Source organism: Legionella birminghamensis (genome assembly GCF_900452515.1).
Lineage (GTDB): Bacteria > Pseudomonadota > Gammaproteobacteria > Legionellales > Legionellaceae > Legionella_C > Legionella_C birminghamensis.
Genome location: NZ_UGNW01000001.1, coordinates 663,646 through 678,973 on the forward strand (window position 1 = coordinate 663,646; position 15,328 = coordinate 678,973).

Genomic DNA, 15,328 nt, shown 5'->3' on the forward strand with positions numbered 1-15,328 from the left:
TGAGACAGTTCATGCTCTCGAGCAATTTGATTTACAGGAGAAGGCATGCCAATAAGTAATCAAGCCAGTAAATTATTTCAGGGATTTTCCAGGCTAAACCGTGAGGAACGATTCAGTCGGCTTTTGGAGCTGGGCGCTCTGACAGATGAAGATGTTGCTTATTTAAGACAGGGCGGGGTGGATGACATTACGTTGGCGGATAAACTGATTGAAAATGTTATTGGATATTTTCAATTGCCTCTGGGAGTGGCCACCAATTTTCGCATAGACCACCATGATTACATTATTCCGCTGGCGGTTGAAGAAACATCAATTATTGCTGCTTTATCAAAAACTGCAAAATGGGTGAGACAACAGGGTGAAATTACAACCTGGGTTGATGGGGAGTGCATTATTGGGCAAATTCAGTTAGCCAAAGTTAAAAATTTTGCCCGATTTGAAGCCTTATTCCAGCAACACAAAAATGCTTTGATACAAAAAGCAAATGAAGATGTCGCCACCAATATGGTGAAGCGTGGCGGCGGAGTAAGAGATTTGCATCTGCGCCATTTAGTCCGTGACGATGGAGCGGATATGGCCATTATTCATCTGATGATGAATAGCTGTGATGCCATGGGCGCCAACATTATCAACCAGGTGCTGGAATATTTGAAAACGCCTCTGGAGAACTTGAGCGGCGAACAGGTCTCTATGTGCATATTGTCCAATTTAAACGATCAGAAACTAACTACCGCCCGTGTGGTCATTAATGAAGTCGACGATGAATTAGGTGAGCGCTTACAGGAGGCCTCTTTATTTGCTGAAAAAGATCCCTACCGCGCTGCGACTCATAACAAAGGGGTTATGAATGGCATTGATCCGGTTTTAATTGCAACCGGCAATGACTGGCGGGCGGTCGAAGCGGGCATTCATGCCTATGCTGCACGCAGTGGCCAATATCGAGCCATTACGCGTTGGCGCTACAATGAGGGACAGTTGACCGGTCAACTGACGGCACCGCTTATTGTGGGCACAGTGGGCGGTGTAACAGCGCTTCATCCCACTGCCAGCATGTGCCTGCGAATGATGGGCATCGAGTCAGCCAACCATCTTGCCAGAATCATCGCAGCTGTCGGGCTAGTGCAAAACCTTGGTGCTATCAAGGCGCTTTGTACGGAAGGAATTATTCAGGGACATATGAAACTGCATATTGATAATCTATTATTAGTGGCAGGGGCGAATGAGGATGAAATGCCGATATTAAAAAACAAACTGCAGAGTTGGCTGTCCGTTAATAAACGCGTAAGCCTTAAAAATGCACAGGAGTTATTGGCAGAGCTTCGCAAAGGATAATTGAGAATGAAATGGTCTATACCTGCAAAAACGTTTCTGCTTGGTGAATACGCTGCTGTAATGGAAGAATCTGCCATTGTACTCACTACCAGTCCCTGTTTTGAGCTAAGCCTCAATCATCATGCTGAATTATCTGGTATTCATCCGGAATCGCCAGCAGGGCAGCTATGGCAGAGAAAGAAGCAGGGAGATTATGGACTAAGCTGGTTTGACCCTTATCAGGGGCGCGGGGGGCTGGGGGCTTCAAGTGCCCAATTTATTGGCGCTTATCTGGCCTGTAGTAATTCGCTGCACGCCTCCCCCAGCGCCGATGATTTGCTGAATGCCTATTTCGAATATGCATGGAATGGCGAGGGCCTGCGTCCCAGCGGCTATGATGTGTTGGCACAGGCAAAACACGGCTGTGTCTACATCAATCGCCGCAAGCATATCATCGAATGCTACCAATGGGCGTTCGCCGACATCGGTTTTATTTTATTGCACAGTGGAAAAAAACTGGCAACTCACCACCATCTGAAAGATGCAAATTTACCTGAAACCATTCATCGGCTGCCTCCGATTGTAGAACAGGCCAGGGAGGCGTTTTTGCATAATGACAGCAACAGCCTGGTGGATGCCGTTAACACTTACCATCAACGCTTACTAGAAATGGGGTTAACAGCGGAGCACAGCCAACAGCAGATTCTGCAATTAAAAACCGACAAAAACATCCTGGCAGCCAAAGGCTGCGGAGCCCTGGGCGCTGATGTGTTACTGGTAGTGGTGGCCTCGACCCAATTAGAAGAACAAAAAAATAAATTGCATAATCAGGGTTGGACAATTCTTGCTACTAATGAATATTTATATGTCGGAGAGCCCTTAATTTAAAAAATAATTCGAAAAAATACTTGAAATTTTATCCTAATCCGTTATTATTTCAGCCTCTTTGGGCCGTTAGCTCAGTCGGTAGAGCAGAAGGCTTTTAACCTTTGTGTCATAGGTTCGATTCCTATACGGCCCACCATTTTGGTGGATAATCCAAAGAGCAAATAACTATTAGTTGGGTCGTTAGCTCAGTCGGTAGAGCAGAAGGCTTTTAACCTTTGTGTCATAGGTTCGATTCCTATACGACCCACCATTTCAGACTAATAAGATCAACACAAGTTTTACCCGAATCTCACCAGGCGCTCGTAGCTCAGCTGGATAGAGTACTTGGCTTCGAACCAAGGTGTCGGGGGTTCGAGTCCCTCCGAGCGCGCCATTTAAAATCAATTACTTAGCGGGTCTAGAAGAAGTGGTTCTCAGGAATGCAGCAATGACTCCAATTGATGCCACAATCGCCAAGAAAAAATTAGTCATCATTTATTCTAATGAGAAACAATTTGGCGAGCAAATGTATTGCTGACTTTACCTTTTCCAGCTCTCTTCCTGCGGCAACATCTGCCCAGATAATTGTCTCCTATTACCAGGCCTTGCTGGATAGCGGCAAAGAACGCACTGCGTGGATTATTAAATATACTATGGCTATCTAACTATTAATTTAGATCCCATGTAGCCTGGTTGGCGCCTTGCGACAACCGGGTTGCCTAATCCCTAATATCCATGAAGACCTCCTTTCGAAAGTAAGAATGAAAAACACATTGCTCCGGAGAAAAATCAAGCCAATGTTGTGTCACTTGTACTCCTTTATTCAGCGGAGTGCGTAGTTCGTCATATAATTTAGAAAAATATAGCTTTCAAAGAAAACCCGGTTGCCGCAAGGCGTCAACCAGGCTACGAGGCTGATGCTGAATTAATTGGCGTTGCAATAGCTACGTGAGGCAATTAATTTAACTTATTGAAAAATAATTTTCATTTTAAACTATGGTATATTCAAAGTTCAAAGTGTCTCTCCGATCTTCATGCAATTAATATTTTATACTACAATTCTTGTTGGTTTCCGTTTATAAAGGATTATTGATGATTCGGAGTGAGTATCTTCGATTTTTGCAATCATTAACAGCACCAACCATCACAGATGGGGTTCGTAAAATTGCTAATTTAGTTCTCAATCATTTAGAGATTCTTCAGGGATTGTCGACATCCCACGGGCAAAGAATAAAAAAAATTGCCGAAATTGCGAAAGAAGAATGGTACACCTTATCAGAAGTTATCGATATAAAAGAAGAAGAGACAGAGCAAGTAGCCTCAATGAATAGATTGGCCAGATTAAAGGTTGGCCCTTTTAGAGGATTTTCAAGACAAGAATCATTTGATCTTGATAGTCGGTTGGTTTTAATTTATGGTCCCAACGGAACTGGTAAATCAAGTTTTTGTGAGGCGCTTGAATTTGGATTACTGGGTAATGTTGCTGAGGCTGAAAGCAAACGTATAAAATCAACTACTTACCTCACTAATGCACACGTAAATAGCTTTCAGCTACCTATAGTCGAGGCTCTGGATGCACAAAGCAATGTTTATACGCTTGAGGCCGATGAAAGTTTATACCGATTTTGTTTTATTGAAAAAAATCGGATTGACAATTTTTCAAGAATTGCAGCGCAGCTACCTGCTAAACAAAATGAATTAATTTCAACACTTTTCGGAATGGACAGTTTTAATGATTTTGTCCAAAATTTTACAAACGATATGGATGATCGATATATTGATTTGATTGGTATTAAGCAGCAAGAATTGCTCCAAAAACAAACAGCATTATCCGGGCAATATACAATTGTTGAGAATAGCAAAAAGTCCCTGATTGATTTATCAGAAGACGAGTCTTCTTTAGCCGAAAGGTATAAGCCTGGTTTTACTTTTCCCGAGTTAATAAAAGAAACATCTAAGGAAATATCATTTCTTGAAAGAGATATGGATAAACCCCTACCAACAAAAACAGGTTTAACACTTCAATTAATGATTGCAAAGAAAGAAATTATTGATGAGCTGTCATCAAGGCAGCAAGCACAAGAACGTGATATGAACACTTTAAGAGGCGAACTTTCATTCAAACAACTGTATAGTGCTATATTAGCAATGAAAGAAGATTCCGCAACAGAATGCCCAGCTTGCAAAACACCAATTGGTGTCGTTCAAAATAATCCATTTGAATTGGCTAGGCGGGAATTAGAAAGACTGAATTTTCTTTCTGAGTTAGAAGAAAGCTTGGAACTGACAAAATGCAGACTCTCAGAAGAGTTAAGTAATGTATATCAGTTTAAGGGGGCTATAACCTGCGGATTAGATGAACAACATCCACTGGCATTATTTTTCGCCAAATGCAATTTTAGGCCAACTTTGGAATGGTGGGGTTCCATGTTCAACGAAAATGGGGGCATTTTATGGGATCAGCTTTTAGGGCGGATCCAACAGTTAGAGCAATTTGATAAGCATTTGGAAAGCAATGAGTTTGCTTCTATTGAAAAGAAAAAAAGGCTAATTGAGTTAAAAGAATTAAATAAAGAGATTGATATTCTTAAAGGGCGCCGACAGGAGATTGAGCGTAATCTTCATGAAGCCAATAGGGTTATAGCAAGCTTTAATGAAGAAAATAAAGAATTGCTTGTTCAAGTAGAACAGGAAAAGCCTTTTATACTTATCAATAAAGAAATCAGTAATTCATATAGTCAATTTGTGCATTTATTAAATTCTTATGCAGAAAAACTTCCCAGTGAACTTGTAGCTGACTTAGGTTCAACCGTTGTTGAGCTCTATAATGCGTTCAATAGATTTGATACGCCAATGGAGCTGCTTGCTTCCATCAATTTACCGCTGGTACAAGGTGAGCAAATCAAAATTTCATTTAAAATAGATCCTGACAGATTTTTTGATGCACTGCACATCTTAAGTGAAGGGCACATCCGTTGCTTAGGATTGGCCATCCTTGCCGCAAAAAACTTGAAAGAAAATTGTCCAATTGTTATTTTTGACGACCCAGTTAATGCTATCGATGATGAACATCGAGAAGCAATAAGGCGAACTTTTTTTGAAGACAAACATTTTAAACTGAAACAGATAATCATGACCTGTCATGGCGAAGAGTTTTTTAAAGATGTGCAAAACCAGTTGGGATCTGTTGAAATGAGGGAATCTAAAACCTTCACTTTTCTCCCGCAAGTCGATGAGTATCATGTGAATATTGATTTTAACTGCTCGACAAGAAACTATATATTAGCTGCGGAAATATATTATAAAAAACATGAAATTAGGGAATCTCTTACTAAATCAAGACAGGCGCTGGAAATGTTAACCCAGAAAGTTTGGCGGTATTTATGTAAACATGGGAGTGGATGCTTAAGTTTAAAACACCACGCACCCAATTCTCCTATTGGGCTACGCAATCTTACTGAACAATTGAGAAAACAATTATCACTAGCCAATTTTGTTCATGAAGATAAGCAGGCGGTTTTGTCCTCTCTACAGACTCTACTTGGTGTTGATGGTGATTCCAGGGAGTGGAGGTACCTAAATAAAGGAACCCACGAAGAAAATGATCGGGAAGAGTTTGAAAGAGTAACCGTAAGGGAGATTATAGATGCACTCTCTCAACTTGACAGGGTTTTGACCGATGGAAGTCATCAACCAGCCTCAGTTTTAATAAATACTATGGAGAATCGCAAGAATCTAAATTAATCATATAATAAGCTGTTTGTATCAAGTGGACTTATCGCAATTGTAGATACTGTGCAATAAAACTTTCGAGAGGAACAATAGAGTTGGCCGAAATATTGACTCTATTCAATCAAATGACTAAAATTACATTAACACAGCCGCTATGCCTCTGATTATTAATAGTCACGCACACTCTAGCGGCTTTTGCTTATTTAGGATCATAAATTGCTTTTTGATAAGCCCGCGCTCTCAATCGATCAGTTAGTAACTAAGTTAACAGAAAGAGGGCTAATAGTTGCTAACGCAGAGAGAGCTAAACGATATCTATTAAATATCGGTTATTATCGCTTATCAGCTTACATGCTCCCATTTCGAAGAAATAATCAAAATCATCTATTTGTGGAAAATGTTAATTTTGATAGTGTTTTGAATCTATACATATTTGATAGAAAGTTAAGGCTTCTTTTACTTGATGCTATTGAACGTTTAGAAATCTCTCTCAGAGCGCAGCTAATTGATAATACAGTAATGTTGATAGGCCCTCACGGTTACCTTGATAAGAATAATTTTCATCAAAATTATAACCATCAATGGTTGCTCTCGAAAATTGAAAGTGAGATGGAGGCTTCCAGGGAGGTCTTTATTGAGCATTACAAAAGAAAATATACCACGCCTCAATTACCGCCATTCTGGATGGTTATGCAACTATTAACATTTAAGGAAATGACTTTTCTTCTTAGAGGGATTAAAGATTCAAGTATAGCGAATAATATTGCTGCATATTTAGATGTGAAAAATGACATTCTTTTCTCTTGGAGCCGGAGTATATCGGATTTACGAAATTTATGTGCTCATCATAACCGTATTTGGAATAGGGTCTTTGGATCAAAGCCAAAATTACCCAAGAAGGCTCCCTCTAAATGGCCAAGTAATATTTTAAACTCATTCGAATTTTCTTTATACAATGGAAACCTGACAACGATCGATCCCCAAAGTAGCTTATGCTATCAGATAGTTATTATTTGGCATTGGATGAAAAAAATAAATCCAACTAGCAATTGGATGCAGCGGTTCTTGAGCATTATTGATGAGCATAAAATTGACGCAGGTTTCATGGGATTTCACCGTGATGCTTTAAGTGACGAGTTTTGGCTTAAGCCTGAAATTAAACAGTGACGAAAACATGCCGTAATTGCCACCGTTCCATACTGTTTTAGGCAGTTTTAGGCAGTTTTAAATCATATTGATGCATCGTAAGTTGTTGATTATTAATTTACTTTATGATTAAGCATAAGGCTTCGAACCAAGGTGTCGGGGGTTCGAGTCCCTCCGAGCGCGCCATTTAAAATCAAAGACTTAGGGTCTTTCCCAATAACGGGGGCAGCTTTAATCATCCGCAGAGCACTCTAACACGTAGTCTATAGTTTTCAAAATTTCTAAATCCATAGGCTCTTCGCTGGATAAGTTTCATTTTTCGATGAAAGCCTTCAGTGATGCCATTTGATTTACTAAACCGCCACATTCTGGCGACCTCTTCTTTCCATGCCCAGAGAGTTTTCCCCAAGGCAGCGAGTGCTTTATTGCAGAGATAAGGAATTAATCTGTGAAGAAAAAGATCACAAATGTAAAGAAAGCAAGTGCTGCCTAAAAAATATAAAAACAAGAAATGTAAGATATCATGCTGATAAGATTATGAATACTGGAGTTGATAAAAAAACTAAACAACAATGGCAAAGTTTTTTTGATGCTGTCTCCGTTGTTCGTAACAGAGGAGCGCACTCCAATGAAGTGCTATCAATAAATGATATAGATAAACTAAAAAAAGGAAGACTTGAAACTGTAATTGATAATAAAAACAAAGTAATAAAAGTTGGAATTAATGTTCAGCAGCATATTTTACAAGAATATATTGACTTTGTAAACCTCCCCTTATTAGTGCCGACCGAAACTAGAGTTTTCCGACTTATTTTTAATCAATCTATAATCAAATGGTGACAGATCTCCCAGTGATTCATGCGGTCTTTCTTCGTTATATTCTTTCATCCATTTCCCGGTTATTTCCCGAACTTCATTGAGATTTCTGAACAAATAAAAATCCAGTATTTCATTGCGATAAGTTCGATTAAACCGTTCAATAAATGAATTTTGAGTGGGTTTTCCGGGTTGAATAAACTCAAGAGTAACTCCGTGTTTTTCAGCCCAGTCAGCCAATACCAGAGAGATAAACTCAGGCCCATTATCAAGACGCAGTTTTGCCGGATATCCTCGACTGGCAGCAATGCTGTCAAGCACCCGGGTAACCCGTCGGGCAGGCAGGCTCAGATCCACTTCAATGGCCAGTGCTTCCCGGTTGAAATCATCAACCACATTAAATGTCCTGAATCGTCTGCCACAGTTCAATGCGTCGCTCATAAAATCAGCAGACCAAGTATGGTTAACTGTAGCGGGAACCGCAAGAGGCTCTGGGTTGCGTGTAGGCAATCTCCGCTTTCCTTTACGGCGGATATTCAACTGCAATTCACAGTAAACCCGGTAAACCCTTTTGTGATTCCATGTAAACCCCGCCTGCCTCAGTTTGACAAACACTTTCCTGAAGCCATAACGCGGATAGCGTTCGGTAACTTCCATCAGCTCTTTAATCACCGTCTCATCCTTATTTACTGCCGGCTGATAATAGTAACCTGTGCGACTCAGGCTTAAGGCGGCACAGCTCTGTCTAAGACTCATGCCGTATTCATTTACCAGATAATCAGCCATTTCCCTTTTCTCTGCCGGCTTTAAAGCTTTTTTTCTATCACATCCTTCAACGCACGGTTTTCCAGCGACAAATCAGCGAACATCCGTTTCAGCTTTGCATTTTCTTCCTCAAGTTGCTTCATTCGTTTAATATCTGAGGCCTCCATCCCGCCATATTTAGCTTTCCAGTTGTAATAGGTGGCATCGGATATTCCATGCTCACGGCAGACATCCTTTACCAGACGGCCATTCTCTACATATTTTAAAATATTTAATATTTGATGCTCTGTAAATCGGCTGCGTTTCATCGTTTCTCCTCCTCTTGCCTATTATGCCGGAGAAACTCTATTTTTGAATGGTGCTATTTTACGGGAGGGTTACAACTTCATTAGCAATTTCATAGATACAAATAACTAATTCGCCTCATACGCGCTGACAAGGTTGGGCTAAACGAAGTATAACTAACAATTATTTTGGGCTGCGCTATGCTTATATCAACGTGCTCTAATCCTTCCATATAACTCTATTTTTCCAATCTAACGGGAACCCCATAAAAATTGGTTCTATTTTATGAGCATCTAACAAATTAATTAACCTGCTTTTGAAATGATTATTTGGACTAATTAAATCTAGTGTATAAACCATAAGTATCAAGGTATTATATATTTTTCTTATAGCACGAGTGTCGCGATTGAAATTCTCAACTAGATTAGATGGCTTTGATTGCGGTATTTTCATAGTCTTGGTCATCTTTTTATTCCAGACCCTACTATGATGTGCACATAGATTGCGCAAATAAGATAAGTGTTCAATGAAACTAACAAGAACATCATAGTCAATGCTGTACGTTTCTGAAATTTTATTACGCGATTGCGTAGATTGCATGCATTTCAACCATCTTGATAATAATCCAAATGACATCACTTCGCAGATTGCCCATATTGGTGGTGTTATATTATTTTTCTTAAAATGATCGATAAAAAGTTCGTCGTTGCGTTTGAGCTCTTTCTCCAATGTAATTAGGTTTTGGGCATGCCAAAATGAATTATTACTCAAATTACAATCCATAAAAGCATGTGGGCCATGATATTGGGAAAAATAGTATGCCCACTGAGTTCGAATAGAAATCTCTATGCGTTCTATACTATCCAAAAGTAACAAACGTAATTCACGATCAAAAATGTATAGATTTAAAATATCAGAAAATTTTGTTTCTTTCTTAAAAAGATTTGTATTGTCTTCTTTATAAAATGGGAACCAATAGCCAGATAAACGATAGTAATTTAAATGTTACAGATAGTGTGCAGCACTATCATCTATAATCAGACCTCGATCAGTCAATAAGTCTATTTGCTGTTGGATAGTAAGGAATGGCTTAGTAAATTCCATTTTTATACCTGTAAAAAAAGTAACCCGTCGGTTTGAGGATACTCAGATGAGCATAGCCTTGACGGGTTTTCTTAATATAATTATTGTACACTTCTAGAATTTTCACAAGTCTTTTTATAAAAAACAATTGCAATACAGCCATTGCTCTTTAGAGAAGCTAAAGGCAACTCTTTCCTTGCCAAATTGCTCTATAAAACGCTGAAGCAAGGCTATACGCTCGGTGGTGTTGCTGTTCCCGCGCTTGGGCAGCAAATCCCACATGAGAGGAATTGCTATCCCTTTGTAGACAATGGAAAGCATCAATATAATAATATCTTGCTTTCCCCACTGCCAATTTGTTCTGTCTAAGCTTAGATATAACGGCGTCTGGTCAAAATCAAAAAAGCGCATTACCCATCCGGCCAGAACAGTGAAGCAAATTGTGAATCCTGGAAAAATCGCTTGATACGCTTGTAACGGGACTCTATTGTTGCCTCACTTTCAAAGCCACAGGCCAGTTCACTTAAATTTACTGTCCTTACTTTGAACAAAGATACCAGCATACAGGCGAAACGGGTCATTCTTGCCTTGTTCCAACCAAAATATCCGTTTAATATAGAGCTCAGCTCGTTGATTACCATGACTCCATGCCTTTTCCTTGAACAGAAACGCAGGGATTGTCTATTAATCAATGAGCTACTTCAAATTTTTGTCCCGTACAAAGTCTATTGAGCTTGTTGCATAGCACTTATTGGTCATTTATAATCAATGGCATCATAATTACGAACTAAAAGGAATTATCTGTTTGGTTTTTGGATTACACGCGCTAATCCGTCTGAAGAAAAGAAAGTCTTTATTTTTAACTATGCCAGTGATTGTGAAGTTAATCAAAAACGATTTAATCGCGATTATTTTGTACAACACTTTATTTCACACGAGCCTTTTTTATTTGAAAGAGACCTCGCTAAGTTTAGAGTGCCCAGAAAAATATACGATTGATGACCTTATTTGTCATTTTGAAGAACGTGGTTTTCGATACTCAGCTCAACTTTCTATGACAGAAGAGGAGTTAAAAAACATTATTCAGGAATTTAAAAATATACCTCGGCAGGGTGATATATTTACGCTAGGTATTACTGCTATCAAAGAGCCTGCAAAAATAGACAAGCGCCGTGAAATCATGACAAAATTAGTTAACAATATTGTGGCAATACAAGTCTATCAAAAGATTAATGGCGCTTGGGAAAATGTTCATGAAGAACACTTTGAACCTGCACCGACAGGTGGTTGCGTTCTATTATAGTCTGAGTTGAAACAGTTGGATGAACCGCATGGGTTACTAACGCTGGTAACCCTGTTAATGCATAGCTTGTTCACCAAGCTCTTTCAAAGCCTGAATTATCCCAATAATCAGGCTTTGAAATCTAGGCCACCTACTGTTAATTAAAATCATTTAGCCTTTTAGAATCCATAGGAAATATTGCTTTAGGTAAAGAATGGTTGCCAGCAACAGGTAGTTTAAAAAACAAATTGCCTGCCTGCTCTTGCGTATAAGATGTTCTATCATATTTTGCCCTAGCTTCTTTAGAGGCTGCAAAGGAGTCGGTTTCGCATCCATAAGGGGAAAGGGGCTGGCCTGTTTTTCCAAGCTGTTTCATACGGTCAGAATTTTCAAACAAATTAAATAAATCCTGGAATGAAGGCTCATAATCATTTTCTTGGCATTTATCCAAGACCAGATTAAGCTTCTTTGGAGAAATAAGCTCTCGACTTGTTACTGGATATTTTGAACGGTAGCTTTTTCCCTCGTTTATCATTTTTAATTCAAAGATCCAAAAATCAAGTATATACCGGGTGCGTTCATCTATTTTAATTTTGTTAGTTTCAATAAAATTCAAAAATAATTGGGCGACGGAATTGCGACCAATGGGGCTCTTTAAGTTCCATAAACCAATATCAAATTCGGCGTGAGCCCAGGTACAAGGTGGGTTGGAATGAAAACTAACAGAGGAACCTTCAGTATAGCCAAATATCGGGGTGGCTTTATCAAGAATATTGTATAACTGCTCTACAAGCTCTTTATCTCCTTTTATGTGAATTTCTTTTTCGTAATTATCAGTGAATTGTATTTCAAACATGTTTGCCTCCTTACGAGAAAATTACTAAATAAGCACTGTAAAATTGTTCTTGCACCCCCAAAATTGCTCTGTGATGCAACAGCAATGTTTCTTATACAGATATTCCGTTGACGTTCGCCTGTGATAAGGTAAAGATGCATTATACAGCTTTGATCAATATTGAGTCAAATTGATCAATTAATCAGATGTTTGCAAAAAGAGCGCTATCCTTCCCTACATACCAAGAGTTCTCGTACCTATGGCGAGGGACATTTTTCATCGGTAATTTCCAGACACTCAAATCCTATTGTTTCTAAAATGTTCCTGCTCTAACAAAAGTCATCGTCTGAACTATGCTCAATCATATCCAGACGATTAGGCCGTAAATGAAAATAGCCAGCAAACAGGGCAAAGCTCCAGTGAATAAAATGAGCCGGCTTAATTTTAAGCTATTGGATCAAAGCAATCCGTTGGTTTGCCCAGTTTAATGTCGAAACTTCAGTTATCAGTTGGTCCTGCTGTTAAACGGATTGATTGCGCGGATAATGCCTGGATAAATTCTGTTACGGTATGTACAGGATGGCCAATGATATCATTGGCTTTTCCGTCTTTTACAAACGCGCGGATACTCTTCCCAAGTTCGCCCTGGCGCAGAACGCTTAAATGTTCCATCAGTTCTTTGGCTTCTTCAGGATCGGCAAGTGCCAGTTTCATTGCATGTACCGCTTTTTCTTTTTGGAGTAAACTTTTCTGAAACAAGCCCGCAAATCCGGATTGGTATTGGCGCGTATCTTTTGTTCTTTCTTCCAGATATCCAGCGAGGAGCTGATTCAATTCCTTGATTGAGGAAGACGTTTTGAACTCTGTCAGGGTTTCATAACCGAGATGTTTTGTTAGATGATTTAAATAGGTATTACGGACAGCAGGTTCTTCTTCACTTTCGGGTAAAAAATGAGCTTCAAGCGTATCGGCTCGAATGGCTTGAAATCCCGCTGCCGCCATTAGATCATATACCCCTTTTTTATCATCTAGCATAAGCACCTCATTTGGGGAGAGCTCACGAAAATCGGCTGGGGTTTCAAGTGCTTCAATGCCTAAACGCTTTAATTCTTCGGTTAATTTAAGTTTCAACCGCAATTGGTCCATAGCCTCAATGGCCATGAGCAGCTTATTGTCCCCGCCGCCATGCAGGCAATTGTTGCAAATTGCATCAGTCAGTCGCGAAGAGGGGCATTAACTTACTAAACTGCCACATGAAGTTATACTTGGTGAATACTGGTTTTCTGTTATAGTTTCCGATAAGAAGCTTTACATTCAGGTCTGCAATGAAAAAAGTTATACTCACAGGCGATCGTCCCACAGGTAAATTACATCTTGGTCATTACGTTGGTTCTCTACTCAATCGAATTAAGCTGCAAGATGAATACGAACAGTATGTAATGATTGCTGATATACAGGCGCTAACTGATAATTTTGAGAACCCTGGTAAGATAGTAGATAATCTTTATGAAGTAGCATTAGATTATTTATCAATTGGTATTGAACCAGAAAAAAGCACAATTTTCATACAATCCCATATTCCTGAGCTTGCGGAACTTACTGTGTATTACCTGAATCTTGTCACCTTAGGGCGGCTTGAAAGAAATCCCACTGTTAAAACTGAAATCCAGCAGAAGGGATATGATTCCTCCATACCTGCAGGCTTTCTTTGCTATCCAGTCAGTCAGGCAGCAGATATTACCGCATTCAAAGCAGAGGCAGTTCCTGTGGGAGAAGATCAGATTCCCATGATTGAACAAACGAACGAAATAGTGAGACGGTTTAATAGAATTTATAATACCGATTGCCTAAAAGAAGCAAAACCGATTTTAAGTAAAACTTCTCGTCTGGTTGGAATAGACGGTCAATCCAAGGCAAGTAAATCCTTAGGGAATGCGATTTTTCTTTCTGACACTCCTGAAGAAATAAAGCGCAAGGTTTTTTTAATGTTCACTGACCCAGCTCACCTTAAAATAAGTGACCCCGGGAAAGTTGAAGGAAATGTTGTATTTGAATACCTTAGTGCGTTTCATCCAGATCCAGAAGAAGTCAATGCACTAAAGGCACAATATAGGAAAGGCGGACTGGGAGATTCCACAATTAAAAACCTGTTAAATACTAGTTTACAGGCAATGCTTGAACCAATAAGGGAAAAGAGAAATAGTTTTAAGCGTGGTGAAGTAATGGATATTATAATTTCTGGCACTGCCGCAGCTAAAAAAGTAGCAGAGAAAACGCTTGAAGAGGTTCGGAGTGCGATTGGATTACGGTATTTTGATAGTTGATATTTTATCTGACTTCAGCATTTTTTACCTCTGACATGGAGTTTTCGATAGCTCCATAAATAATGGGTGTTGGAGTGTTTTGTTTAGAATTAGAGATTTCAGGAGAAGCCATGTTTTTCGATCTCGCCCACAAGTTGCCCAGGGGGCTATTTAAGGCCTGTGTGATCCCAAGACCCATCGCCTGGATAAGCACGGTCAGTCAATCAGGGGTAGATAACCTGGCGCCGTTTAGCTATTTCAATATTGTGGCGGATGAACCCCCGATGGTGATGTTTTCAACTACAGAAGCACATATTGAAACAGGGGAAAAAGATACGTTGCGTAATGCAGAAGAAACGGGCGAATTTGTGGTGAATATCACTTCATATGCCTTGAGAGAGGAAATGAATATTACTTCGATGAATTTCACACGACACACCAGCGAGTTTTCTGTAGCCGCTATCGAACAGGCTCCTGCCGAATTAGTAAGACCAAAACGGATCAAAGCTGCACCCATCAGTTTGGAGTGCCGATACTACATGTCAGTACAATTACCTCGAGCTAATCAAGAGAAACTAATAAACCGTATGGTTCTTGGCCACGTGGTGGGTATTCATGTCTGTGAATCGGTATTGGATGAAGAGCAACGAATTGACCCGAACCGATTTCGCCCTCTTGCTCGCTTAGGCTACCAGAGCTATACGGCTGTGCAAGATAGCTTTGAAATGCAAAGACCAGAACTGGCTTCAATTTTTGAAAGCAGTTAATTTGAAGCATTGCCCCAATTGCCAGGCTATTTTGAATTAGATATTTAATAGATAAAACCATTGAAAAACATTCGTATACAGATATTGGGCTAGTTAAGCTTTAATTATGATTAAGATATTTGTAGTGTGATTAATT

General features: G+C 39.5%; 11 protein-coding genes, 3 tRNA genes and 3 pseudogenes. 11 read left to right on the plus strand and 6 right to left on the minus strand.

Annotated elements, in window-relative coordinates; genetic code table 11:
* Window positions 1–45: 45 nt before the first annotated feature.
* The 7 genes from DYH42_RS02920 (at window position 46) to DYH42_RS02950 (ending at window position 7,077) form a co-directional block, all read left to right on the plus strand.
* Window positions 46–1,332: a hydroxymethylglutaryl-CoA reductase, degradative gene (locus DYH42_RS02920; RefSeq protein WP_058522210.1), complete on the plus strand. Its 1,287-nt coding sequence runs from the start codon at window positions 46–48 to the stop codon at window positions 1,330–1,332.
* 6 nt (window positions 1,333–1,338) lie between these two features.
* Complete coding sequence (locus DYH42_RS02925; RefSeq protein WP_058522209.1) at window positions 1,339–2,199, plus strand: hypothetical protein; 861 nt, start codon at window positions 1,339–1,341, stop codon at window positions 2,197–2,199.
* A gap of 60 nt (window positions 2,200–2,259) precedes the next feature.
* Window positions 2,260–2,335, plus strand: a tRNA-Lys gene (locus tag DYH42_RS02930).
* Between the two features lie 38 nt (window positions 2,336–2,373).
* Window positions 2,374–2,449, plus strand: a tRNA-Lys gene (locus DYH42_RS02935).
* Window positions 2,450–2,495: 46 nt separating this feature from the next.
* Window positions 2,496–2,572, plus strand: a tRNA-Arg gene (locus DYH42_RS02940).
* 698 nt (window positions 2,573–3,270) lie between these two features.
* Window positions 3,271–5,922 (plus strand): AAA family ATPase, encoded by a 2,652-nt coding sequence (locus DYH42_RS02945; RefSeq protein WP_058522208.1) that lies wholly within the window; start codon window positions 3,271–3,273, stop codon window positions 5,920–5,922.
* A 204-nt stretch (window positions 5,923–6,126) separates the two neighbouring features.
* Complete coding sequence (locus DYH42_RS02950; protein ID WP_058522207.1) at window positions 6,127–7,077, plus strand: Abi family protein; 951 nt, start codon at window positions 6,127–6,129, stop codon at window positions 7,075–7,077.
* Window positions 7,078–7,291: 214 nt separating this feature from the next.
* On the opposite strand, the pseudogene DYH42_RS02955 reads toward DYH42_RS02950, so the two are convergent.
* Window positions 7,292–7,477, minus strand: a pseudogene (locus tag DYH42_RS02955) (transposase); the annotation flags it as partial.
* Here DYH42_RS02955 and DYH42_RS02960 point away from each other — a divergent pair.
* Window positions 7,444–7,896, plus strand: coding sequence for a hypothetical protein (locus DYH42_RS02960; RefSeq protein ID WP_162263076.1), 453 nt, complete (start codon window positions 7,444–7,446; stop codon window positions 7,894–7,896). The pseudogene DYH42_RS02955 and the gene DYH42_RS02960 overlap by 34 nt on opposite strands.
* Here the strand turns inward: DYH42_RS02960 and DYH42_RS02965 are convergent.
* From DYH42_RS02965 to DYH42_RS16765, 3 genes and pseudogenes are all read right to left on the minus strand, one after another.
* Window positions 7,834–8,945, minus strand: a protein-coding gene (locus DYH42_RS02965; RefSeq protein WP_115316933.1) for an IS3 family transposase whose coding sequence is annotated in 2 segments (ribosomal slippage) — window positions 7,834–8,693 and window positions 8,693–8,945 — 1,113 coding nt in all. Because the reading frame shifts where the segments join, the coding sequence is not laid out codon by codon here. The two genes, DYH42_RS02960 and DYH42_RS02965, sit on opposite strands and share 63 nt — an antisense overlap.
* Window positions 8,946–9,141: 196 nt before the next feature.
* Window positions 9,142–9,915: pseudogene (locus tag DYH42_RS02970) on the minus strand (Abi family protein); the annotation flags it as partial.
* A 273-nt stretch (window positions 9,916–10,188) separates the two neighbouring features.
* Window positions 10,189–10,646, minus strand: a pseudogene (locus DYH42_RS16765) (IS4 family transposase); the annotation flags it as partial.
* Between the two features lie 164 nt (window positions 10,647–10,810).
* Here DYH42_RS16765 and DYH42_RS02985 point away from each other — a divergent pair.
* The gene (locus DYH42_RS02985) at window positions 10,811–11,308 is read left to right on the plus strand and encodes a hypothetical protein (protein ID WP_058523767.1); all 498 of its coding nucleotides are present in this window, start codon (window positions 10,811–10,813) and stop codon (window positions 11,306–11,308) included.
* Window positions 11,309–11,444: 136 nt separating this feature from the next.
* Here the strand turns inward: DYH42_RS02985 and DYH42_RS02990 are convergent, their stop codons facing one another.
* Together DYH42_RS02990 and DYH42_RS02995 are read right to left on the minus strand one after the other, a co-directional pair.
* On the minus strand, window positions 11,445–12,143 hold the full coding sequence (locus DYH42_RS02990; RefSeq protein WP_058523766.1) for a hypothetical protein: 699 nt from the start codon (window positions 12,141–12,143) through the stop codon (window positions 11,445–11,447).
* A gap of 477 nt (window positions 12,144–12,620) precedes the next feature.
* Window positions 12,621–13,283 (minus strand): hypothetical protein, encoded by a 663-nt coding sequence (locus DYH42_RS02995; protein WP_058523765.1) that lies wholly within the window; start codon window positions 13,281–13,283, stop codon window positions 12,621–12,623.
* Window positions 13,284–13,447: 164 nt separating this feature from the next.
* Here DYH42_RS02995 and trpS point away from each other — a divergent pair, with 164 nt between their 5' ends.
* Entirely contained in the window at window positions 13,448–14,446 is a 999-nt protein-coding gene (gene trpS, locus DYH42_RS03000; protein ID WP_058523764.1) for a tryptophan--tRNA ligase, read from the plus strand.
* A gap of 110 nt (window positions 14,447–14,556) precedes the next feature.
* On the plus strand, window positions 14,557–15,192 hold the full coding sequence (locus DYH42_RS03005; protein WP_058523763.1) for a flavin reductase family protein: 636 nt from the start codon (window positions 14,557–14,559) through the stop codon (window positions 15,190–15,192).
* Window positions 15,193–15,328 lie beyond the last annotated feature (136 nt).